Source organism: Verrucosispora sp. FIM060022 (assembly GCF_003977705.1).
Taxonomy (GTDB): domain Bacteria; phylum Actinomycetota; class Actinomycetes; order Mycobacteriales; family Micromonosporaceae; genus Micromonospora; species Micromonospora gifhornensis.
On sequence record NZ_RQIV01000001.1, the window covers coordinates 692912 to 715149 of the forward strand.

At 71.9% G+C, this 22238-nt stretch carries 20 protein-coding genes and 1 pseudogene; 10 read left to right on the forward strand and 11 right to left on the reverse strand.

The window, feature by feature from the left end; genetic code table 11:
- Window positions 1-59 precede the first annotated feature (59 nt).
- Window positions 60-725 carry a YceI family protein gene (locus tag EG812_RS02975; protein WP_126710666.1) on the forward strand — a complete coding sequence of 222 codons (666 nt, stop codon included), beginning with the start codon at window positions 60-62 and terminating at the stop codon, window positions 723-725.
- A 146-nt stretch (window positions 726-871) separates the two neighbouring features.
- Window positions 872-1504, forward strand: a complete 633-nt coding sequence (locus EG812_RS02980; RefSeq protein WP_126710667.1) for an HNH endonuclease family protein — start codon at window positions 872-874, stop codon at window positions 1502-1504.
- A 58-nt stretch (window positions 1505-1562) separates the two neighbouring features.
- Here EG812_RS02980 and EG812_RS02985 read toward each other — a convergent pair whose 3' ends face one another.
- From EG812_RS02985 to EG812_RS03010, 5 genes and pseudogenes are all read right to left on the reverse strand, one after another.
- A complete protein-coding gene (locus EG812_RS02985; RefSeq protein WP_126710668.1) occupies window positions 1563-3314 on the reverse strand; it encodes an ABC transporter ATP-binding protein in 1752 nt (583 codons plus the stop codon).
- On the reverse strand, window positions 3311-5002 hold the full coding sequence (locus tag EG812_RS02990) for an ABC transporter ATP-binding protein (protein WP_126710669.1): 1692 nt from the start codon (window positions 5000-5002) through the stop codon (window positions 3311-3313). Before EG812_RS02990 ends, EG812_RS02985 begins: the two co-directional genes overlap by 4 nt.
- A gap of 99 nt (window positions 5003-5101) precedes the next feature.
- Window positions 5102-5353 (reverse strand): hypothetical protein, encoded by a 252-nt coding sequence (locus EG812_RS02995; RefSeq protein ID WP_013734636.1) that lies wholly within the window; start codon window positions 5351-5353, stop codon window positions 5102-5104.
- Window positions 5353-5457, reverse strand: a pseudogene (locus tag EG812_RS29885) (DivIVA domain-containing protein); the annotation flags it as partial. The gene EG812_RS02995 and the pseudogene EG812_RS29885, both read right to left, overlap by 1 nt.
- Window positions 5458-5699: 242 nt before the next feature.
- Window positions 5700-7160, reverse strand: coding sequence for a thrombospondin type 3 repeat-containing protein (locus tag EG812_RS03010; RefSeq protein WP_126710670.1), 1461 nt, complete (start codon window positions 7158-7160; stop codon window positions 5700-5702).
- A 127-nt stretch (window positions 7161-7287) separates the two neighbouring features.
- Here EG812_RS03010 and EG812_RS03015 point away from each other — a divergent pair, with 127 nt between their 5' ends.
- From EG812_RS03015 to EG812_RS03025, 3 genes are all read left to right on the forward strand, one after another.
- Window positions 7288-8856 carry a helix-turn-helix transcriptional regulator gene (locus EG812_RS03015; protein WP_126710671.1) on the forward strand — a complete coding sequence of 523 codons (1569 nt, stop codon included), beginning with the start codon at window positions 7288-7290 and terminating at the stop codon, window positions 8854-8856.
- 69 nt (window positions 8857-8925) lie between these two features.
- Entirely contained in the window at window positions 8926-9525 is a 600-nt protein-coding gene (locus tag EG812_RS03020) for a cysteine hydrolase family protein (protein ID WP_199743796.1), read from the forward strand.
- A 7-nt stretch (window positions 9526-9532) separates the two neighbouring features.
- The gene (locus tag EG812_RS03025) at window positions 9533-10456 is read left to right on the forward strand and encodes a GlxA family transcriptional regulator (RefSeq protein WP_126710672.1); all 924 of its coding nucleotides are present in this window, start codon (window positions 9533-9535) and stop codon (window positions 10454-10456) included.
- A gap of 1 nt (window position 10457) precedes the next feature.
- Here the strand turns inward: EG812_RS03025 and EG812_RS03030 are convergent, their stop codons facing one another.
- The 3 genes from EG812_RS03030 to EG812_RS03040 form a co-directional block, all read right to left on the reverse strand.
- Window positions 10458-11543: a TFIIB-type zinc ribbon-containing protein gene (locus tag EG812_RS03030; protein ID WP_126710673.1), complete on the reverse strand. Its 1086-nt coding sequence runs from the start codon at window positions 11541-11543 to the stop codon at window positions 10458-10460.
- A gap of 25 nt (window positions 11544-11568) precedes the next feature.
- Window positions 11569-12705, reverse strand: a complete 1137-nt coding sequence (locus tag EG812_RS03035) for an SPFH domain-containing protein (RefSeq protein ID WP_233579353.1) — start codon at window positions 12703-12705, stop codon at window positions 11569-11571.
- Window positions 12706-12874: 169 nt separating this feature from the next.
- On the reverse strand, window positions 12875-13495 hold the full coding sequence (locus EG812_RS03040; RefSeq protein ID WP_126710675.1) for an L-threonylcarbamoyladenylate synthase: 621 nt from the start codon (window positions 13493-13495) through the stop codon (window positions 12875-12877).
- An 85-nt stretch (window positions 13496-13580) separates the two neighbouring features.
- Between EG812_RS03040 and EG812_RS03045 the strand changes: the two genes are divergently transcribed.
- Complete coding sequence (locus EG812_RS03045; protein WP_013734626.1) at window positions 13581-13967, forward strand: hypothetical protein; 387 nt, start codon at window positions 13581-13583, stop codon at window positions 13965-13967.
- Between the two features lie 79 nt (window positions 13968-14046).
- Here EG812_RS03045 and EG812_RS03050 read toward each other — a convergent pair whose 3' ends face one another.
- Complete coding sequence (locus tag EG812_RS03050; protein ID WP_013734625.1) at window positions 14047-14343, reverse strand: amphi-Trp domain-containing protein; 297 nt, start codon at window positions 14341-14343, stop codon at window positions 14047-14049.
- Between the two features lie 63 nt (window positions 14344-14406).
- Window positions 14407-16557, reverse strand: coding sequence for an amylo-alpha-1,6-glucosidase (locus EG812_RS03055; RefSeq protein WP_081476160.1), 2151 nt, complete (start codon window positions 16555-16557; stop codon window positions 14407-14409).
- Between the two features lie 175 nt (window positions 16558-16732).
- Between EG812_RS03055 and EG812_RS03060 the strand changes: the two genes are divergently transcribed.
- The 3 genes from EG812_RS03060 (at window position 16733) to EG812_RS03070 (ending at window position 19910) form a co-directional block, all read left to right on the forward strand.
- Window positions 16733-17380 carry a class I SAM-dependent methyltransferase gene (locus EG812_RS03060; protein ID WP_233579354.1) on the forward strand — a complete coding sequence of 216 codons (648 nt, stop codon included), beginning with the start codon at window positions 16733-16735 and terminating at the stop codon, window positions 17378-17380.
- A gap of 115 nt (window positions 17381-17495) precedes the next feature.
- A complete protein-coding gene (locus EG812_RS03065; protein WP_126710677.1) occupies window positions 17496-18059 on the forward strand; it encodes a LemA family protein in 564 nt (187 codons plus the stop codon).
- A 27-nt stretch (window positions 18060-18086) separates the two neighbouring features.
- Window positions 18087-19910 (forward strand): DUF2207 family protein, encoded by a 1824-nt coding sequence (locus tag EG812_RS03070; protein ID WP_126710678.1) that lies wholly within the window; start codon window positions 18087-18089, stop codon window positions 19908-19910.
- 6 nt (window positions 19911-19916) lie between these two features.
- On the opposite strand, the gene EG812_RS03075 is transcribed toward EG812_RS03070, so the two are convergent.
- Window positions 19917-20879 carry an ArsR/SmtB family transcription factor gene (locus EG812_RS03075; protein ID WP_126710679.1) on the reverse strand — a complete coding sequence of 321 codons (963 nt, stop codon included), beginning with the start codon at window positions 20877-20879 and terminating at the stop codon, window positions 19917-19919.
- Window positions 20880-20938: 59 nt separating this feature from the next.
- Between EG812_RS03075 and EG812_RS03080 the strand changes: the two genes are divergently transcribed.
- Window positions 20939-22162 carry an MFS transporter gene (locus tag EG812_RS03080; protein ID WP_126710680.1) on the forward strand — a complete coding sequence of 408 codons (1224 nt, stop codon included), beginning with the start codon at window positions 20939-20941 and terminating at the stop codon, window positions 22160-22162.
- Window positions 22163-22238: the final 76 nt, after the last annotated feature.

The following is a 22238-nucleotide window of genomic DNA, read 5'->3' on the forward strand; positions in this document are numbered from 1 at the left end:
TCCGGCCGTCCGGTGCCGGTCTGGGCCTTGAGTCAAGGCGGGGGAGGAAGTGGCGAGCGATGACCGGCTCCACGCGCATCTGGAACGGCATGTCCATCCCCGCACCCGGCAGTTACGAGCTTGACGCCGGGCACAAGCGGATCGGTTTCGTCGCCAAGCACATGATGGTCAGCCCGGTGCGTGGCGAGTTCCGCCAGGCGACCGCCCGCATCACCGTCGCCGAGGACCCGCTGGAGTCGACGATCGTGGCGACCATCCAGTCCGCCAGCATCGACACCGCGAACGTCGACCGGGACACCCACCTGCGCAGCGCCGACTTCCTCGACGTGGAGCAGTTCCCGACCCTGGAGTACCGCAGCACCGGCATCACCGCCCTGGACAAGACCGATCCGATCTTCTTCTGGGCCAAGCTGAAGAACCACCGGCTCGGTCGCCGGGCGGTGGTGGAGGAGCCCGCGCCGCCGACGCGGCCGGTGACCGCCCGGTTCGTGCTCTCCGGTGAGTTGACAGTCAAGGGCATCACCCGTCCGGTGGACTGCCAGGTCGAGTTCGGCGGTGCCCGACGCGACCCGTACGGGCAGGACATCTTCGGGTTCAGCGCCACGGCGGAACTCAACCGCGAGGACTACGGCCTGGTCTGGAACGTGGCCCTGGACAGCGGCGGCGTACTGGTCGGTCGCACCGTGCGCATCGAGATCGCCGGCGAGGCCATCCGCCAGGGATAGGCCGCTCTTCATCCGGATTTAACGATCGTTTCGTTCGCCGGCGTATTCATTGATCACGATCTTTGCGAGAATCCGACTGTCGCCGGTCACGCCCGTCAGCGGGCCACCCCCACCCGCCGTGGCAGGCGACAGTCAGGAGTCGCCACATGGCTCACGTCCGAAAGGCCGCCGTCACCCTGGTGGTCGCCCTCGCCCTGTCCCTGGTGCTGGTCCCCCGGCCGGCCCACGCCACCCCGCCCAACATCCCCTCGTACGCCACGGCGTTGAGCCGGCTCAACTCCCTCACCGTGGCCGCCGAATCCCACCAGTCCAGCTACAACCGGGACCTGTTCCCGCACTGGAGCACGGTCACCGGCACCTGCAACACCCGCGAGCAGGTCCTCAAGCGTGACGGCACCAACGTCACAGTCGACGCGAGCTGCTATCCGACCTCCGGTTCCTGGTACAGCCCGTACGACGGCCTGACCCGGACCAGCCCGACGCAGATCGACATCGACCACGTGGTCCCGCTCGCCGAGGCCTGGCGCTCCGGCGCCTGGTCGTGGACCACCTCCCGACGGCAGACCTACGCCAACGACCTCGGTGGCCCTGAGCTGTGGGCGGTCACCAGCACGGTGAACCAGTCCAAGGGCGACAAGGACCCGGCCGCCTGGAAGCCGCCGCGCGCCGCGTTCCACTGCACCTACGCCCGCGCCTGGATCCAGGTGAAGTGGTACTACGCGCTCTCCGTCGACAGCGCGGAGAAGTCGGCCCTGGCCTCGATGCTGAGCACCTGCTGACCCGCTGAGCTACCCGGACCTGGCGGTGCTTGCCGGCACCGCCAGGTCCGTCGTCAGGTCAGCGCCGCCAGGCCGCCCAGAGTTCGGCGTACCGGCCACCGGCGGCGACCAGGTCGTCGGGGCGACCGAGTTCGACGATCCGACCGCCGGACATCACCGCCACCCGGTCACAGGCGTGCGCCTGGGTGAGCCGGTGCGCCACCACGATGGCGGTACGACCCCGGATCAGCGCCTGGCTGGCCAGTTCGAGCTGCTGGGCACCGGCGCTGCCGGCCTCCGCGCTCGCCTCGTCCAGCACCACGATCGGCGGGTCGAGCAGGACGATCCGGGCCAGCGCCAACTGCTGGGCCTGACCAGGGGTGAGCGGATGCTCGCCGTCACCGACGGGGGTGGCCAGCCCATCCGGCAGCGCGGCGACCCAGCCGTGCGCGCCGACCAGCCGCAACGCGGCGTGCAACTGCTCGTCGGTGGCGTGCGGGGCGGCCAGCCGCAGGTCGTCGGCGAGCGTGCCGGCGAAGACGTGCACCTCCTGGGTCACAACACCGACGGTGCGACGCAACTCGTCCGGGCCCAGGTCGTCGATCAACCGGCCACCCAGCCACACCGCGCCCTCGGTGGCCGGGAACACCCCGCCGAGAATGGCCGCGAAGGTGGTCTTGCCGGCACCGCTCTCACCCACGATCGCCAGCGACTCACCGTCGGCGATCTCGATCGACACGTCGTGCACGACCGTCGGGCCGGCGGCGTACCGGTGCGACACCGACTTGGCGGTGACCCCGGCGGGCCCTCGGGTCGGCGTCTCGGCGGTCCGCTGCGCCGGCACGTCGACCTCGGTGACACCGACCAGCCGGGCCAGCGCCGCGCCGGCCGACTGGATGTCGTTGAACGAGATCAGCAGCATGCCGAGCGGGCCGAAGAGGCGGTGGAACAACAGCGCGGCGGCGGTCACGTCACCGACACTGCTGTCCCCGGCGCGCACCAGCAGGAACCCGGTCAGCAGGACGGCGGTCAGGCCGATCGCCTCGGCGTAGTTCATCATGTTCGCGAACCAGAGGAACCCGCGTACCGCCCGCAGTCGGGCGTCGGCCGCCTCCTGGGAGGCCTGCTCGACCCGCTGGCTCTGCCGCTGTTCCATGCCGTACGCGTGCACCGTCCGGACCCCGCCGAAGGTGGTCAGCAGGCGTTGGGTGCGTACCGCGGCGGCCTGCCGTTCGGCGGCGTAGAGACGCTTGGCCGCCGGCACGAACCGGCGCAGGCTCAGCGCGTACACCGGGAAGACGACCAGGAACGCGACGGCGATGCGCCAGTCCAGGGCGGTGAAGCCGACGAACGTGACCACGACGGTGACAAGTGCGGTGAAGACGCCGGCCGCCAACTGGATCGAGTCGGTGACCTGCTCCACGTCGTCGGTGACCCGGGAGGCGACATCCCCCGAGCCCGCGCTCTCCAGCCGGGCCGAGTCCATCCGCAGCGCGTGGTCGAGGACCTCCTCCCGCAGGTCGGCGCAGGCCCGCATGCCCCACTCGGTGACCAGCCAGCGGGCGGCACCGGTCAGCACCGCGCCGACGAAACCCACGCCGAGGATCCAGGCCGAGGTCAGCAGCAGCGACCGGGTGGTACCGCCGGCCACCACCAGGTCGACGAGCCGACCGAGCAGCAACGGTACGACGACCGCGGCGGCGCTGGCCGCCAGCGAGGCCGCGATCGAGGCCCAGCCGAACATCGGGTGGCGGCGCAGCGCCCGCCAGAAGGTGGCCAGGGCGGCCCGGCCGGTGGCGACGGGCAGCATCGTCGACGTCAGGCCGCTCATCGCAGCACCACCTCGGCGTACGCGGACCGGGCGAGCAGGTCCCGGTGCCGTCCGACGGCCGCCACCCGACCGGCGTGCACGAAGACGACCCGGTCGCAGCGGTCGAGCAGCGGGGCGCTTGTGGTGACCAGGACGGTGGCCCGCTCACCGTCGGCACGGTAGGCGCGTACCCCGTCGGCGATGGTGTGTTCGGTGACCGCGTCGACCGCCGTGGTCGGATCGCGCAGCACGGTGACCGGCCGGTCGGCGAGCAGCGCCCGGGCCAGGGCGATGCGCTGCCGCTGACCGCCGGAGAGGTCCAGCCCACGGTCGAGCAACTCCCGGTCCAGCCCGGCGTCGCCGTCGGTGAGCACGTCCACGCTGGCGGCGGCCATGCCCCGGCGCAGCGCGTCGTCGTCGTGCTCGTCGCCGGTCTGCAGCACCTCGCGCAACGTGCTGCCGAACAGGTCCACCGCGTGCGGTTCGACCAGGACGACCCGGCGCAGCGTGGCGACGTCGAGGTCGGCCACCGGCGTACCGGCCAGCGTCACCTCGCCCCGCTCGGGTGGCCGCGCCCCGGCCAGCAGGTCGGTGATGGCGTCGGCGGTACGGGTCTGCTCGGTGACCACACCGAGCAGCTCCCCGGGACGCACGGTGAGGCTGACGCCGTCCAGTCCGGGGGCGTGCACCTCGTCGAGGACGAGCGGGCCGGGCCGCGCCACCGTGTCACCGGACCCGGCCTGTTCGGGTGCGGCGAGCACCTCGGCCACCCGGGCCGCGCTGGCCCGGGCGGTCGCCAGCCGGAAGACGCAGTCGGCCAGGTTGAGCACCGGGTCGCTGATGAAGGTCGCCAGTCCGACGATGGTGATGAGCTCACCGACGGTGATCCGCCCCTGGAGGGCGAACCAGCCGGCGAGCGCGGCGACCACCGTGACCAGCAGGCCGGTGGTGAACGTCGACACACCGACGAATGTCGCGCCGGCCCGCACCGCGCCGACGTTGGCCCGCAGCGAGGTACGGCTGGCCGCGCGGTAGCGGCGGGCCGCCTCGTCGACGCCACCGAAGCCGCGCAGCGGCCGAAGCCCGCGCAGCAGGTCGGAAGCGGTCGCCGCGGCCCGGCCGATGGCCTGCTGCTGTGCGGAGGTGTGCCGTTCCACCACCGGCCCGAGCGCGTGGAGCCCGAGCACCAGCAGCGGCACACCCACCACCAGCCCGAGCCCGAGCGACCAGTCGATGCGCAGCAGCACCACCGTCGCCACCGTCAGGCCGAGGAACGCGGAGATCATCCGGCTGCCCAGCTCCAGCAGTTCGGCGGCGGCCTGGGTGTCGGAGGTGGCGATCGACAGCAGCTCGCCGTTCTGCCGGCTGGTCCGGATGCCCCGCCCGGTGAGCACCCGCCGGACCACCTGCATGCGCAGGTCGTGCGACTCCCGCACCACCGCCTTGGACAGGAACCAGAACCCGAACCGCCAGCCCATGGTGAGCGCCAGGAACAGCGCGAAGATCCCCACCACCGACCAGACCATCGCCGTTGTCGACCCCGTCCCCACGGCCTGGTCGATGACCAGACCGATGGCCACCGGGACGAGCGCCTCACAGACCTGGTGCAGCGACCAGAAACCGGCGCACAACGCCGTGTCGCGGCGCTGCCGCCGGAACATCCCACCGATCAGCCGGCCGGTCGGCACCGCCGCAGGGGTCTTCGTCATCCTGGCCTCACTTCTGAAGTTAGGCCAGGCTAACTTGTCGCCCGTCCGGCTGAGCGGCCGGATCGTGCTGACGTGGCCACAGCCGGGGTTGTTCGGACGCTACTGCGCCGTGGTGGCGCAGGGTCCGTCGTGCTGATCGCGGCGTTGGCAGCGGCCGGGTCCGTCGCCCCGGGCGTCACACCACACTCGGGTACGCAGGAACTGCTTGTCCTCTTCACTGAGGGTGGTCTCACCGAAGTCGACGACAGTGACGTGGCCGAGCGAGTCACGTAACGCGACCGCCAGGTCGACAGCCTCGTCCAGGCTGGTCAGCGTGGTCGGGAGGTGGATGATCCAGCGTGGTGCGCCCATCACCGCCCGCCCTGCGGGTGATCTGCCGGGCGGCGGCAGCCGTTGTGCCGGGACTGCCACTGCCGCAACGCCTGCCGGATCCGTTCGGCCTCGGTGTTCGCGGTGACCTTGCATGCCCACACCACGGAAGTTCGAACCGCACTACCGGCGGATCATTGCCGACATCCGAGCACGCGTCGCGTCGGGAGAGTGGCCAGGGGCTTGGCGTCTTCGTGGCGGAGCAGGAAACCTGAGCGCCACACGTTCAGCCGAGGGCTGCCTGAGCGTGGCCACCCATAGCAACGCCCCGACAGGCCAGCGCCCGTCCGGTCACTGACCGGACGGGCGGCGTCGGAGAAGGCTCGGGTCAGCAGAGCCCGTTGCAGCCGCCGCCGTTCGGCGGTGGCCCGTCCAACCACGGCTGCGGCAGGCCGGGCACGTGCTCCGGCTGGGCCCCGGTGATGCGCGGCTCGGAGAAGACCGAGTTGTACGCGTTGGCGGTGTCGTCGACGTAGATGATGCCGGTCAGCTTGTTCTCCGGGATGGTGCCGTCGGCGTACGTCGGCGTCCAGTTGCGTACCGGCGTGATGTTCGTGCCGACGATCCGGGTGAACCCGTCGCTGCCGGTGAGGATCGACACGACATCGCTCGTGTAGTCCGGGTTGACGTAGCCGTGGTCGTTCTCCGTGCCGTCACCGCCGTCGTCGCCGTGGTCACCCCCATCGTCGTGGCCACCGCCGGAGTCGTTGTCGTCGGAGTCGTAGTACATGTTGATGCCGTCGTCGCAGCTGCCGCTCGCGTCGCAGGTGGTGATGGTCTGGCTGCCGGTGCTGTGCGTCGAGTCGGTGAAGATGACCGACTCCATATGGATGGTGCCGAGCTCCTTGCCGTCCTCGTCGTAGACGTGGTAGATCGTCTCCAGCCAGCTGTCCAGCTTCCCGTCCTTCGAGTGGGACTTCGACGTGGTCTCGCTGACCAGACGTCCGTGCACGTCCCAGACCCAGGTGTGCTCCTCGATGTAGACGCCACCGTCTTCGCCACGCTCCTCGTACTGGTGCAGGACGGTGTCGCCGCGTGAGCCGTCGGCGTTGAAGTACTCCTGCACCGAACCACCCGGCACCAGGTCCACGACGCTGCGCGATCCGTCGGCGTAGTGCAGCTGGTAGTCGAAGTCGTCGAACCAGCCGCCCTTCTCGGTCTTCACGATGCCGCCGTGCGCGACGGGACTCTGCCCCGTCACACCGGGCTGGTACTCGACGAAGTGCGAGTCGAACGGTGTCAGCAGGCTGCCGCGCAGCGGGTCACCGACGGACTGCGAGATCCTGCCGCGGCCGATCGCGACCCCGTCGCGCTGCACCGACAGCTTCAACTCGTCGAACCGCTTGAGGTCGATGCCCAGCCGGGTGTAGGCGTCCTTGCGGACCGGCAGCGCGAAGACACCGAGGGTCGGCAGGTTGGTGGTCGTCTCCTTGAGCTTCAGGATCTCCTCGGGGAACGCGATGAAGCTGCCGCGACCGTACGAGAAGGACGGCAGCTTGTTGACCGAGGCCACCTCGACGACCACCTGGAGGCTCGGCGTGCTGTGCGGGTCGTGCGGATCGGTGCCGGCGGCCACCTCGTCGGCGTCGCTGACACCGTCGGCGTCGCTGTCGACGACCCGCCAGGACAGGTAGCAGCCGGTCGGGTCGCAGAGCCGGGCGTACGACAGGCGGGGCCGCTCCGACGGCTTGTCGGCGGCGGCGGGGGTGCTGATGGCGACAAGTGCCATGGACATGGCGAACAGGGGAGTGACGATCATCGCCACTCGCATTCGGTTACGGACTGTCATGAGCCGTACGGTCACACCCGCCCGACGCGGCGCAGACCGTTGAGTCGGTAACCAGTCGAACCACCGTCGGCCCGGGCGAAACCCTAGCTAGGGTGTGCCTGCTACACCCGCCCGACGAAGGACGGACGTGGACATCGATCAGCAATCCCACGGTCTCCAGGAACAGGAGCACCAGGAGGAGGCCGACCGGCTGCTGGCCGCGGCCGACCGTGCTGGTGACCCGGTGGCCGCCGCCCGTCTGGTCGCGGAGGCGTTCCTCGCGGTGTCCCGTACCGCCGACCCGGCCGGCCTGCCCCCGATGGTGCGGCGACTGGCGGTCCTGCGCGCCCAGGCCGCGACCCCGCAGGCCGGCCCGCGAGCCCAGCCGGCGACGCCGCAGGCCGGGGCGCGTAGCCGCGAGGTGGTCGCCCGGCAGCGCGAGATCGAGTTCCTCCACCACGCCATCGCCGCCGCGGTCGGCGCCCGCCTCGGCCGCCGACTCGCCCGGCGCGGGCCCGCCACCCCGCCTGGCCCGGCCCACCCCGACGAGGCACTGCGCCTGTTCACCGCCGCCGGGCTGCACCACGACCCGCTGTACGTCGAGTGCGCCATGATCGCGACGTTGAGCGCCCAGCGTCCCGACCGGATCAGACCGCTCTTCGCACAGGTGGTCGAGCCGTGGCTGATCGACGACCGGATCGACCCGGCTCGCCGGACGCGGTTGACCACCATGCTCGGCATGGGCGAGGCGTGGTCCGGTGACCTGTTGCGCGGCCGGGCCACGCTGCGCCGGGCGCACGGGTACGCCGTCGCTGCCGGCCGCCTCGACCTGGAGGCCGAGATCACCTCCTGGCTGGCCAAGTGCGAGGCGCTCTGCGGCGACCTGGTGCTGGCCCGGCGTCGGCTCGCCGAGGCGCGGGTGCTGGCCGCCCGGTCCGGCTCCGCCTGGGTGGGGTCGCACATCGCCGAGTGCGCCGCCGCGCTGCACCTGGCCAGCGGCGACGTCGACGCCTGGGTGGGAGTGGTGGGCCGGCTCGTCGGCTCGGCCGTCGGGGCCAACTCGGGTCTGGTCTTCGAGCACCGCTGCGAGTTGGCCACGTACCACGCGCTGCGTGGTGATGCCGCCGCCGCGCAGGCGGTTGTCGCCGCCATCGAGGATCCGCCACTGGACTGGCCCGGCGCGCCGGCGCTGCCGGCATGGCGGGCGTGGATCGTCGACCCTCGGAACCCGGCGACGATGGCCTGGCTCGAACGCTCCCTCGTCGGGCTCAACCGGCCCGTGGAACGGCTGTCGCGCGCCCGGCTGGCCTGGTTGCTCGGTGGGTGGCATGCCCACTGTGGACGACGTGCCGACGCGATCCGGTTGCTGGAACTGGCCAGCAGCGAGTACGCGGCGACCGGTGCGGCCGGCCTGCTCGCCCGCGTCGCCGTCGACCTCGCCTCGGTGGCCGAACGGGCCGTTGCCACCGGCGCGCCACCGGGCGGCCGGTCCGGCCAGGTACCGGCGTCGGCCACCGGATCGTCGGCACCGGCCGAGGCCGCGCTGACCGCCACCGAGCGCCGGGTCGCCGCCGCCGTCGCCGAGGGACTCAGCAACCAGGAGGTCGCCGCGCGGCTGTCGGTGTCGATCAAGACGGTCGAGTTCCACCTGCGCAACGCCTACCGCAAACTCGGCGTACGCAAACGCACCGAACTCGTCCGGCACCTGCTGCGCTGACCGGATCGTTCCGCAGCGGTGCGCGATCGTGGCTGGTGCGCCCCGACCGGGGACGGTCAGGATGAACGCATGACCGCAGCACTCGTCGTGATCGACGTACAGGAGTCCTTCCGCCAGCGCGCCAACTGGACGGCCTGCTCGCAACCGGACATCGTCGGTCAGGTCAACCGGCTGGTCGAGGCTGCCCGCAGCCGGGGTGACCTGGTCGTCTGGGTGTTGCACTCCGAGCCGGACAGCGGTGACGTGTTCGACCCGGCGCGCGGCTTCGTCCGACTGATCGACGGGTTGCAGCCCGCCGAGGGCGAGCCGGTCCTGACCAAGTACGTGCACAACGCCTTCACCACGACCCGACTCCAGCAGTTGCTCACCGTCCACGGCGTCCGGGAGGTCACCGTCTGCGGCATCCGTACCGAGCAGTGCTGCGAGACCACCGCCCGGCTCGCCGCCGACCTCGGCTACGAGGTCACCTTCGTCGTCGACGCGACCGCCACCATGCCCATCGAGCACCCGGACGCCCCCGCGGGCCGGACGATCGCCGAGATCCTCGCCGATCCGCGTACCCTCAACACCGACGAGATCATCGAGCGCACCGCGTACGCGCTGTCGGGCCGGTTCGCCACCATCCGTACCGTCGACGAGGTGACCACCCCGGTCGGCGCCGACCGCTGAGGTGTTCGTGGGCCGGGTCGTCTTCCTGCTGCTTCCGCAGCTGCACCTGCTGGATCTGGCCGGTCCGGCGCAGGTCTTCTCCGCGGCGGCGGACTCCGGGCTCGACTACCGGCAGTCCTTCGTCGCGGAGAGCAGTGAGGTGGTGACCGCACAGGGGCTGCCGGTGCGCGCCGATGTCGACTGGCCCGATCTGGACCCGTCCGACCTGGTCGTCGTCTCCGGCTGGCGGTCACCCGCCTCCCGTGCCGAGCCGGCGCAGCCCGCCACGCTGCGCCGGCTCGTCGCGCACCACGCGGCGGGCGGCACGGTGGTCAGCGTCTGCGGTGGCGCCTACCTGCTGGGTCGCGCCGGGCTGCTGGCCGGTCGCCGGTGCACCACCCACCACGAACTCCAGGACGAGTTGGCCCGCCGGTATCCGGCGGCCACCGTGCTCAACGACCGGCTGTACGTCGTCGACGACCGGGTGGCCACCTCGGCCGGCATCGCCAGCGGCATCGACCTCGCGCTGCACCTGATGGCCGTCCGGCACGGGCCGGCGTTGGCCGCCCGGATCGCCCGGGAGATGGTCGTGTACGCCCGGCGCAACGGACACGAGCGGCAGGACAGCGCGATGCTGCGCTACCGCTCGCACCTCAGCGACGTGGTGCACCGCGTCCAGGACGTGATCGACGAACGGTTCACCGAAGCATTGCCGCTGGTGGAGTTGGCCGGTGTGGCCCGGGTGAGCGAGCGCACCCTGACCCGGCTGTTCGACGCGTCCACCGGCCTGACCCCGCTGCGGTACCAGCAGTTGCTGCGGGTCGAGCGGGCCGAGCACCTCATCGGTCACGGCGTCGCCGTGGAGGCCGCGGCCCGGGCGGTCGGGTTCACCGACGCCCGGATGCTCCGGCGGTTGCGGGCCCGCGCCCGCTCGACCCACTCCGTCGGTTGACCTATCGCGACATGAAGAACACGACAAGCGCGATCACCGCCAGCGCGGCCAGCACCGCGGCAGCGATCTTGGCCTTGCTGTACGGCCGCTCGCCGATGACCTCACCGGTACGGGCGTTCACCAGCACCTGGTACGACCGCCCGGCGTGCAGGTACGCGGCGATCCACACCGGCAGCAGGAGCAGCTTGTAGGTCACGTCCGAGTAGCTGGTGTCCACCGCGTCGACCTGCTGCTCGTCGCCGCCGATGTCCGAGCGGCAGTCCCGCTCGATCACCGGCGCCATCCGGGCCTTCGCCTCCACCAGGCCGGCCTCCGGCTCGGTGTCGTAGCGCAACGCGTGGTACCCGGCCAGGTAGTCCTGCTCGTACGGGACCGCCTCGTTGAGCGGCCACGGGGCCAACTCGTCGAGCTTGTTCGTCGGCAGGTGCGTGGTGGCGGGCACCAGCACGTCGTCGAAGTCCCGGCGTACCGTGCCGCTGGCCGAGTGCCACCGGGTGTGCCGGACCTGCCGGGTGCGGGTCTCCGTCTTGCCGTCCACCGTCACCGTGTACGTCTCGGTGACGTAGTAGTGCTCGCCGCGCTTGCCGCGGTAGTCGGAGACGGTCCGCGCGTCGAACGTCCAGTGCGGCAGGTAGGTGCCCTTGAGCGTCTCCGCCTCGCTGACCTTCTTCAGGCTGCTCGGGGCGAACCAGCGGCTGCGGCACCAGGTGCTCAGCGCGGTGCGCACCCCGTTGCGGTCCACCGCGAACGGCAGCACCGCCTCCGGGGCGATCAGCTCGTCGGCCGCCTGCTGCGGCACCAGCGGGGTGGCGCAGAACTGGCACCGCTCGGCCAGTGCCGCGCTCTCGGTCGAGGCACCACAGCCCGGACACCGGTAGACGTACGCGCCCACGGCGGCAGCCGGCTTGCGGGCCAGGGTGGCCAGCCCGTCGAAGGAGTGCTCGCGCACCTCCCGGGTGGCGGCGGCGATCTGCTGCTGGTGCCCGCAGTAGGGGCACTGCAGGGCGGTCGTGCCGGGCGCGTGCTCCACCCGGGCGCCGCAACCCCCGCAGCCGTACGACGGGGGCGAGACAGCGGTTTCACTCATCGGTGTACCCTCCCGATCCCGATGATCACAGCGGCGGCAGCGGCGGCGGGACGCTGGCCAGCACGGACGCCAGTTCGGGCACCTGTCCGGCCGGCTGCCACTGCGCCATGCCGGCCCGCCAGACCAGCGTGTCCGGGCCGAACCCGCCGGCACCGGCCCGCGCAGCCAGCGCACCGATGTCGAACGGGCCCTGGCGCTCGCCACCGACACCGACGAACCACTGCGCCTGGCCCGGCAGCGGCGGCGGCTCGGCGCCGCCCGGCGCGGCGGCCGTCGGTGCGGCGTACGGTGCGGCGGCCGGCGGCGCACTGCTCTCGCCGGACATGGCCCGGGCCATCTGCTGACCCAACGCCATGCCCATGCCCATGCCGACGCCGGCGCCCGCCTCGCCACCCGGGTTGTTCGCCGCCGCCTCCAGCGCGGTGGCCGCCTGGTAGCGGGTGAACCGGTCCAGGTCGCCGACCGCACCCATCTCGGTGCGCTTGTCCAGCGCCCGCTCCACCTCCGGCGGCACGGAGACGTTCTCGATGACGAACTTCGGGATCGCGATGCCGACCTCGGCGAGTTCCTCGGTCAGCGCGCCGGCCAGCTGCCGGCCGATCGCGTCCTGGTGGGCGGCCAGGTCCAGCAGCGGCACCCCGGCCCGGGCCAGTGCGCCGCCGAGCCGGCCCACGATGAGCTGGCGCAGGTACTCCTGCACCTCCTCGGTGCGGAACTGCGGGTCGGTGCCGACCAGCTCCTTGAGCAGCCGCTGGGCGTCCACCACCCGGGCCGCGTACGCGCCGAAGGCCCGCACCCGGACCACCCCGAACTCGGGGTCGCGCAGGATCACCGGGTTCTGGGTGCCCCACTTCATCTCGGTGAACTGGCGGGTGTTGACGAAGTACACCTCGGCCTTGAACGGCGAGTTGAAGCCGTACTTCCAGCCCTTGAGGGTGGACAGGATCGGCATGTTGCGGGTTTCGAGGGTGTGGGTGCCCGGCAGGTAGACGTCGGCGACCTGGCCCTCGTTGACGAACACCGCCGTCTGGGACTCCCGGACGACGAGTTTGGCACCCATCTTGATCTCGTTCTGGAAACGGGGGAACCGCCAGACGATCGTGTCCCGGCTGTCGTCCAGCCATTCGATGATGTCTACGAACTCGCCCCGAAGGCGGTCCATGAGCCCCATCGTGCCCCTCCACTTACCGAGATCAACTGTGTGGCGGCGACGATAGCAACCCTGCGCCAGCTGCGGTTCCACCTGCCGTCTCGGGACGGGGGCCCGCTCGATGGAACCGGGGGCCGCTGATCGGGGGCGAAGATCATCAGGTACCCTCGCCGCGCCACGGTCAGGCGAACCGTTCCGGGTCGCCCGCGCCGACCCGGACGATCTCCGGCTCGCCCTCGGAGAAGTCGACCACCGTGGTCGGCTCGGTGCCGCAGTCACCCGCGTCGACCACCGCGTCGACGGCGTGGTCGAGGCGTTCCTTGATCTCCCAACCCTGGGTCAGCGGCTCGTCGTCGTCGGGCAGCAGCAGCGTGCTCGACAGCAGGGGCTCGCCCAGCTCGTCGAGGAGTGCCCGGGTGACGGGGTGGTCGGGGATGCGTACGCCGACGGTGCGCTTACGGGGGTGCAGCAGTCGGCGCGGCACCTCCTTGGTGGCCGGGAGAATGAAGGTGTACTGGCCCGGGGTGGCCGCCTTCACCGCGCGGAAGACCGCGTTGTCCAGCTGCACGAACTGGCCGAGCTGGGCGAAGTCCCGGCAGACCAGGGTGAAGTGGTGGCCGCTGTCCAGGTGACGGATCTCCCGGATGCGGTCCATGCCGTCCTTGTTGCCGAGTTGGCTGCCGAGGGCGAAGCAGGAGTCCGTCGGGTAGGCGATCAGCCCGTCGCGGCGCAGGAGGTCGACGACCTGCCCGATGATGCGCGGCTGCGGATTGTCCGGGTGCACGTCGAAATACCTGGCCATGACCGGAAGCTTAGAGCGCACCCGGGCTGTCGCCTTGCCGACAGTGCCACCCGGCGGTAAGGGGTCGACGCCCATCGTTGTCTGTATGAGCGCGCGTGGCTACCCGGACGTGCTCCGGTACCCCGTCATGCCCACCCCGGTACGCATCACTGTGCTCGTCTTCGGGCTGCTGTCGCTGCTGTTCGCCCTGGCCACGGTCCATCGCCTGCTCACCGAGGGCGGCTCGCTGGGCGCGGCGGTCTTCTTCGCCGCGATGACGGCCGCCTGCCTGCTGGTGACCACCGCCCTGGCCACCCGCCGGACCTGGGCGCCCTTTCCGGCGTACGCCCTGGCGGGTCTGCTGGCCGCGGCCTCGCTGGGCCTGTTCGGCGCCATCACCTGCGTCGGGGTCGCCCTGCTGGCCTGGGTGCTCTGGGCGCTGAACACCCGGGCCTCCCGCGACTGGTTCGGCCGCCGACACCGACTGCGCTGACGTCCGCCGCAGTACGTGTTAAGAGGGGGCCCCTGTACTACGCCAGGCGTTAACAAGGGGCCCTTCCTTACCTTGCGGGCTACTCGGCGGCGGTCGTCGGCTCCTCGTCCGCGCTGTCGGCCTCGGCAGCCTTCTCGGCGACCGGCTCCGCAGCGGGGGCGGCCTTCGGGTTGGTCCAGGAGAACTCGATCTCGACCGAGTACTCGTCCTTGCCCTCCTGCTCGATCTCCAGCTCGCAGTTCACCTGGTCGGCCACGGCGAGGGTGCCGGCGGCGCCGTAGAAGATCTGCCCGGTCTCCAGCTGGTTGGCCACCTGCCGCAGCCAGGCCGCCAGATCCGCCCGCGACACGGTGCGCTCGTCCTCGTAGATATCCATGCCGACATGCTGGCATTGCCCGTTGCGACCGTGTCGGCAGGGTGCCGGGACATGCCGAGCGCCTCAGCGGTGCTGCCGGCGGGCGGCGATCGCCTGGCGGGTGGGGCGGCGGACCACGGCGATCCGGTCGCCTCGGGCGCGGATCGAGGTGCGGCCGCCCCGTCGACGGCGGACGGTCAGGTCGACCGTGTACCCGCCGACGCGTACCCCCTCCAGCACCAGGTCGGGTAGCCAGGCGGGCAGGTGCGGGTCGACGAAGACGGTCCGCAACGGCGCGGCGGGACGCAGCGCCAGCAGGGCCTGGATCAACGCGATGACCGAACTGGCCGACCACGCCTGCGGCGAGCAGGCGCTCGGATAGACGCCGGGGTGGGGATGGGCGTCGTCGCGGGGCAGCCCACTGAGCACCTCCGGCAGGCGGTGCTCGGCGAACAGGGCGGACGCCGCGAACATGCCCTCGGCGAGCCGGTGCAGGTGCTCCCAGCAGCCGTACCGGGCCAGCCCGAGACCGATGGTGCCCGCCTCGACCGGCCAGACGCTGCCCCGGTGATAGCTGAACGGGTTGTACGCCGGATGCGCCGCGGACAGCGTCCGCACCCCCCACCCGCTGAACATGTCCGGCGCGAGCAGTCGGTCCGCGACCAGGGGCGCGATCCGCGGCGGCACGATCCCGGTGGCCAGTAGGTGCCCGTCGTTGGAGTTGACCGACCGTACCGGCCGTTTGTCCGGTCCCAGCGCCATCGCGTAACAGCCCCGATCGGGCAGCCAGAAGACGCGGTGGAAGCGGCGGCGCAGGGCGGCCGCCCGGCGGGCCAGGCGGGCGGCGACGACGGGATGACCGGCCACCGCGTACGTCCCGGCCGCGTGCCGCAGCGCGGCATACCAGTACGCCTGCACCTCGCTGGTGGCGATCGGGTTCGGCACCACCTGGCCGTGCTCGTCGACGATGGCGGTGTCCGAGTCCTTCCACCCCTGGTTCTTCAGGCCGCCCCGGGACCGCCGGTGGTACTCCAGGAAACCGTCACCGTCGCGGTCGCCGTACCGGTCGATCCAGTCCAGGGCGCGGTCGGCGGTCGGCAGCAGCTCCCGTACCGTGTCGAGATCCCCGGTCCAGGCGTAGTACTGGCCGAGGAAGATCAGGAAGTCCGGCGCGGTCGACCAGTCGCCGTGGTAGTGGGTGAACGGATTGACGTTGAGTTCGGACAGCGGTCCCTGGCGCGCCTCGTGCAGCGGCTTGCCGGGCTCCTCGTCGCGCCAGTCGTCGACGCGTCGACCGAAGTGCCGGGCGTTGAGCCGGAGGCTGTCCGCGAGCATCGTCGGCCCGGCGAGCATGGCCTGCCAGGACGCCGTCATCGTGTCCCGGCCGAAGATCTCCTGGTAGATGGGGAGTCCGGCGATCGGCGCGGTGGGGCCGTCCGGTTCGCCGAGCGGCAGCCCGGCCAGGTCCTCGCGGGCGCACCGCCACGCCGCGGTGACGTCGAAGTTGGTGCTGGTCAGCCGGGCCAGTTCGGCGGTGAGTCGGCGGCGTGCCGAGCCGGCGGTGTCGCCCGGCTCGGCGAAGCTCGGCGCGGGCGCGCCGAGTCGCTGACCATCGAAGATCGGCTCGACGGCCAGGTCGATCAGGTCGACTCCGCCCGGCGACAGCATCACGTCGATGTCGAACCCGCCGTCGACGTACCGGATCGGGCCCGACGCCTGGACCCGGATCGCCACCGCCCGGTCCAACCCGTCACACCGGTAGGTCAGCAGCAACTCCTGCCCGGCGGGATCCCACCGGGCCTCGACCGCGCCGGACTGGATGCGGCGACCGCTCTCGGCCTCGCTGGTGTCGGCGAAGTCGGCGTCGAGACGAATCCGCAGCCGCAGGTCCAGGCGCCGCTCGGCGTAGCTGAACAGGGTCAGCCGGGTACGCAGGCCCGCCGCCACGAACCGCTCGACGGCCAGGTACGCCGCCCGTGACGGCAGCACCTCACCGTCACCGAGTTCGGCGTAGGACAACTGGGCGTGCCCCTGCACGGTGGCCGTGCTGAACGGCACCGGTTCCCGACCGTCGACGGTGATCCGTTCGGTGCTGAGCACCCGGGTGTTGCGGGCGAAGAAGCCCTGCGCGCCGACACCGGTGATGCGCCCGCGCACGTCCGTGACCAGGGTGCTCCAGCCGCTGGCCACGTAGAGCAGGTCCGGGCGTACGCGCAGGTTCCGCACGCGGCTCATCCCGACCCCCTGACCTGCTGTGCGGCGCCCGCGAGCGACGGTGGGGCGCTTGTTACCCCGCTGCGCTCCCGATACACCCGCCGGTGCCGGCCTCGACCCCGCTGGCGCGAGCGGGGGATGCTGTCGACAGACGACGCCGATCCGGGCGAGCGCGCGGCAGCACAGGGGAGTGGTCGTGGCAGGGGTGTCCCATCCGATCTTCGCCCGGCTCTACGAGCGGTTCAGCGCCCAGCTGGACCGGGCCGGGATCGCCGAGTACCGCCGGGCCCTGACGGTCGGCCTGTCCGGCCGGGTGATCGAGGTGGGTGCCGGCAACGGGCGCATGTTCCCGCACTATCCGCCCGAGGTGACCGAGGTTGTCGCCGTCGAGCCGGAACCCCGGCTGCGAGCTGCGGCGGTCACGGCGGCGCGCAGCGCCCCGATCCCGGTCACCGTCGTCGACGGCCTAGCCGAGGCCCTGCCCGGCGCGGACGGCGAGTTCGACGCCGGGGTCCTGGCCCTGGTCCTCTGTACGGTGCCCGACCAGGCCGCCGCCCTCGGCGAACTGCGCCGGGTGCTGCGTCCCGGCGCGCAGCTGCGCTTCCTCGAACATGTCGCCGCGCCACCGGGCACCGGGCTGCGTCGCCTCCAGCGGCTGGTGGACGCGACCGTCTGGCCGCTGCTGCTGGGCGGATGCCACACCGGCCGCGACACCGCCACGGCGATCACCGCCGCCGGCTTCGTCGTCGAGGACCTGCGCCGGTTCCGGTTCCCCGAGACCGGCCCGGTGGGACCCGCCGCCCCGCACATTCGGGGACGGGCCCGAAACCCCGGACCGCGATGAGTCGCCGTCCGCCACGGCCACCCGGACAGCCGTTCGCCTGATTGCGCCCCGTGACTAGGCTGCTCATGCTCGGGCCAGTGCTTCCGGGGGGTAGGGGATGGGCACAGGAATCCTGATGAGCATCGCCGGCGGCGTGTTCTGCCTGCTGGCGGTGCTCGTGCTCGGTTGGGTGCTGGTCGCGTACAACCGGTTGGTCCGTCAGCGCAACCAGGTGCAGGCCTCCTGGGCTCAGATCGACGTTCAGCTCAAACGCCGCTACGACCTGATCCCCAACCTGGTGGAGACCGTCCGGGGCTACGCGGCGCACGAGAACGCGGCCCTGACCGGGGTGATCGCCGCCCGCAGCGGCGCGATCGCCGTGGCCGGTGCCCCTGCGGTGGTCCACCGGGCGGAGGCGGAGAACACCCTCACTCAGGCCCTCGGGCGACTGTTCGCCGTCGCCGAGGCGTACCCGGAGCTGAAGGCCAACCAGAACTTCGCGTCCCTACAGGGCGAACTGGCCCGCACCGAAGACAAGATCGCCTACGCCCGGCAGTTCTACAACAGCGCGGTGCTGACCTTCAACACGACAGTCCAGTCCATTCCCACCAACCTGGTCGCGAACCTCGGCGGGTTCCGGCCGACGGAATTCTTCCAGGCCGACGGCGCGGAACGCGCCGCCGCCCAGGTCCGGTACTGACGGCGACCGCGCACGAGGGGGGCCGGGTTGTTCGTCGATCTCGCGGTGAGCGCGGTGGCGCTGGCCGGATGGTTCGCGGTGTACGGTGCCATCCGGTTCGCCACCCGACCGGCCAACCCGACACCGGCACCGGCCACCATGGAACTCGGCGACGAACCACCGGCCCTGGTCAACATGCTGGCCAACCGGTGGACGGTCACCGAGGACGCGGCCGAGGCGACCCTGCTCGACCTCGCGGCCCGCGGCTTCGTCGAGCTGCGCCAGCCGGGCGACGACCCGATGCAGACCACCCTGCACCTGCCCGCCTCGCCGCCGGACGAGTCCGGGCTGCGTCCGTACGAGCGCCGGGTGCTCGACCGGGTGCGGGGTCTGGCCGCCGGTGGGGCGCTGCCGCTGACCGCCCTGACCTTCCGCGACCAGGGCCAGGCCAGGGCGTGGAACAGGCGGTTCCGCGCGGAGGTGGTCGACCACGCGCGGGAGGCCGGGTTGTCCCGGCGACGCTTCGGCCCGAGGGTGACCGCGCTGCTGTCCGCCGCCGCCCTGGTCGCGGCGGTGTTCGTCTGGCTCGCCGTCACCCACTACGGACTGTCGCACCCGGCGGGGGACACCCGGGGACTGGCCGCCGGGTTCTTCACCTTCGCCGTGCTGTCCACCCTCGCCGCAGCGACGCCGGGCGAGCGGGACACCCCCCGGGGCGCCGAGGTGGCGGCGCGGTGGCTGGGGGTGCGGGACTGGCTGCGGGGGCACGAGCAGTTCGCCGAACTGCCCCCGGCCTCGGTGGCGATCTGGGACCGGTACCTCGGCTACGGCGCGGCCCTCGGCACCACCCACCTGACCAGCGCGCTCCTTGACCTGGGCATGGGCGATCGGAAGCTGGTCTGGTCGTCGTACGGGGGCACCTGGCATCGGGTCCGGGTCCGCTACCCCCACCGGTCCCACCACGGTCGCACCCTGCCGGGACTGCTGCTCCGAGCGGTGATCATCGGCGGGCCGGCGGTCTTTATGCTGAAACTCTTCGGCCCGGTGGCCGATCCCACCCCGACCAGCGACTATCCGGGCGCCCGGGCCTTCTCCATGGTCATTTTCAGCCTGGTCGTGGTGGCGGGGCTGATGCTGACCCGGGCCGTCTACACGGTGGTACGCGCGGTGGTGGACCCGTTCACCGAACGCACCATCACCGGCGAGGTGCTCTGGGTGCAGGTGTGGAAGTCGACCGCCCACGGGAAGAACATGCCGTCCCGGCCCTGGCTGTACCACCTGGCGGTGGACGACGGCAGCGGCGATCGGACCACCGCCTGGGGGCTGCCGAGTCAGTGGGCCGGGGACTGCCACGACGGGGACACCGTGACCATCCGGGTGCGCCCCTGGTCCCGACGGGTGGTCGCGTTCGCGGTGGTGGGCCACGGTCGGTCCCGGAACCTGACCGAACCGGTCACTCACCCCAGCGAGATGTCGGCCGGTCCCGAATCGCCCGCGTACCTGATCACCCCGGAGGAGATCGGCCAGGCGCTGGGCCTGGCGGTGCACGCCCCCGAGGCGGTCGACCTGCCCGGCCCGTTCACCGGGGTGCAGTTCCGGGCGGCCGGCGACGGCCAGCCGGTGCTGACCATCCAGGCGGTCTCCGGTACGGCGGCACAGTGGATCTGGCGGCTCAACAGCCGAGGTCAGGAAGTGCCCGGGGTGGGCGACGGGGCGTACCTGCTCGGCGAGCGGGCCGTCCTGCGTCTCGGTGACCGTACGCTGCTGGTGACCCTGCTCGGTGCCGCCCGGACCAGGACGGCCAGCCTGCCGTGGCTGCTGACCCAGGCCGCCACCCGGGCCTCGGCGGACCGACCCGAGACCACCGGCTGAGCGGGGTCATTCGCCGGTCGCCGGTCCACAGAGGATCGTCCCGCGCGGGGTCCGCCAGTAGAGCACCTCCCGGCCGGAGCGGCGCTTGGTCACCAGACCGGAGTCGAGCAGCACCCGCAGGTGGTCGCCGACCGAACCCAGGGACAGTCCGGTGACCGAGGCCAACTGCGAGGTGCTCAGCGGGGTGGCCAGCCGGACGAGGATGGCCGCCCGGTTCGCCCCGATCAGCCGGTCCAGTCCGTCCGGCACCGGTGGGGCGGTGTCGGCGAGGATGCCGCTGGCGGGATAGACCATGCCGAAGCGGGTCGGCTGGTCCCACAGCACCCAGCCACGCGCGCAGTGGGCCGGCACGAACACCAGCTGTTCGGCCCGGTCCAGCGGCAGCGGCGCCGCCGGGTAGTCGTTGACCCGGAGCCAGCCGTCGCCCAACCACCGCATCTCGGGGTCGAAACCGGCGACGGCGCCCGCCCAGCCCTCGGCGCTCAGCCGCGCGGTGCGGGCCACGATGTCGGCCAGCAGTCGCCGCCTGCGGTCCGGCCACTCCGGTTGCACCGTGTGCGTCCAGACCCAGTCCAGCAGGAACACCACCTGCTCGGTCAGCCCGTCGGCGCACAGCGTGTCGGGCAACGGGCCCGGCCGGCACACCCGTAGGTCGTCGCGCACCTGCGCGTCGCCGCGCCCGGCGACGACCGCCAACTCCTCGGCGAAGCTGGGCGCGGCCGTCGCGGGCGCGAGGGTGAGGAAATCCGCCGTCCACCGTGGTTGGAAGGCCGCCGCCAGCAACGCCCGCAGCGTCGGACGCCGCGCCAACATCTGCTGGTACGCCCCGAGGTGCGGACGTCGCCAGGCGTGCTGCCAGGGGCGACGTGGGCTGTGCAGGGCCCGTAGCGCGGCGACGGTGTCGGTCATCGGCGACACGGCGAACCGGCTGCGCGCCAGCAGGTCCACCGGCACCCGCCAGATCGACATGTTTCGCCTCCAGCCGTAACTCTACGCCGTACGTCTGCGCGGCCACGAGGATCGATCCGGTGAGGACGTACTCGGAACTGTTCACCGTTGCCGAATTCCGCAATCTCTTCCTGGCCAACTGCGCCGGTATCGCCGCCCACACCACCTCGGCGCTGGCGCTGGGCTCGCTGACCTACGCCACGACCGGCTCCGCCCTGCTCACCGCGTTGAGCATGTTCGGTGCGCCGCTGGCGGGTGTGCTCGGCAGCCTGACCCTGCTCTCGGCGGCGGACAGCCTGCCGCCACGTCGGGCGTTGAGCCTCGCCGCACTTGTCGCACTCGTGGGCGCTGCGCTCCAGGTGGTTCCCGGTCTGCCGTTGTGGGCACGGTTCGCGGTCATCCTGATCGTCGCGTACGTCGGGTCGATCACCGGCGGTGCCCGGTGGGCGCTGATCAACGACATCCTGCCGGCCGGCGGGTACGTGCTGGGCCGCTCGGCGATGAACGTGAGCGTCGGCGTCATGCAGATCGCCGGGTTCGGGGCCGGCGGGCTGCTGTTGGTGTGGCTGAATCCGTACCAGGTCTTCGGGGTGGCCGTGGTGCTGCGGGCGGTGGCGCTCGCGGTGACCCGGTTCGGGCTGCGGGAGCGGGCAGCCCGCTCGGCGGCGACCGCGTCGACCCGCCGCACCCTGCGGGTCAACCGGCAGTTGTGGCGGGAGCCGGGATGCCGGTCGCTCTACCTCAACCTGTGGCTGCCCAGCGGTCTGGTGGTCGGCTGCGAGGCGTTGTTCCTGCCGTACGCGGGGGAGCGGGCCGGGTTCCTCTTCGCCGCCGGTGCGCTCGGCATGCTCACCGGTGACGTGCTGGTCGGGCGGTTCCTCTCGCCGGCCGCGCGGGACCGCTGGGTGCTGCCGCTGCGACTGCTGCTTCCGGTGCCGTACCTGGTGTTCCTGGTCGGCCCGGGGCTGCCGCTGGCGATGCTTCTCGCCCTGGTCGCCTCGGTGGGGTTCGCGGCCTCGTTGCCGTTGCAGGAGCGGCTGATCGCCCGCGCGCCCGCCGAGGCGCGTGGCCAGGTGCTCGGCCTGCACCACAACGGCATGATGACCGGGCAGGCGGTCTGCGCGGCCCTGGCCGGGCTGCTGGCCGACCTGATGGCGACGCACTGGGCGGTGGCGCTGCTGGCCGGGCTCTCCCTGACCACGACGGCGCTGCTCACCCCGGGTCTGGCCGGCACCCGGCCGGCACCGGTCACGGCGTCGCCCGGGAACAACCGGCCGGCGGTCGCGGGGCGTCGAGGTCCGTGAGTGTCTTGACTTTTGCCATCTATGCAAAAAGATAGATGCGTCTTGGCCAAAGCTGCGCCGTCGTGAGGATGAACTG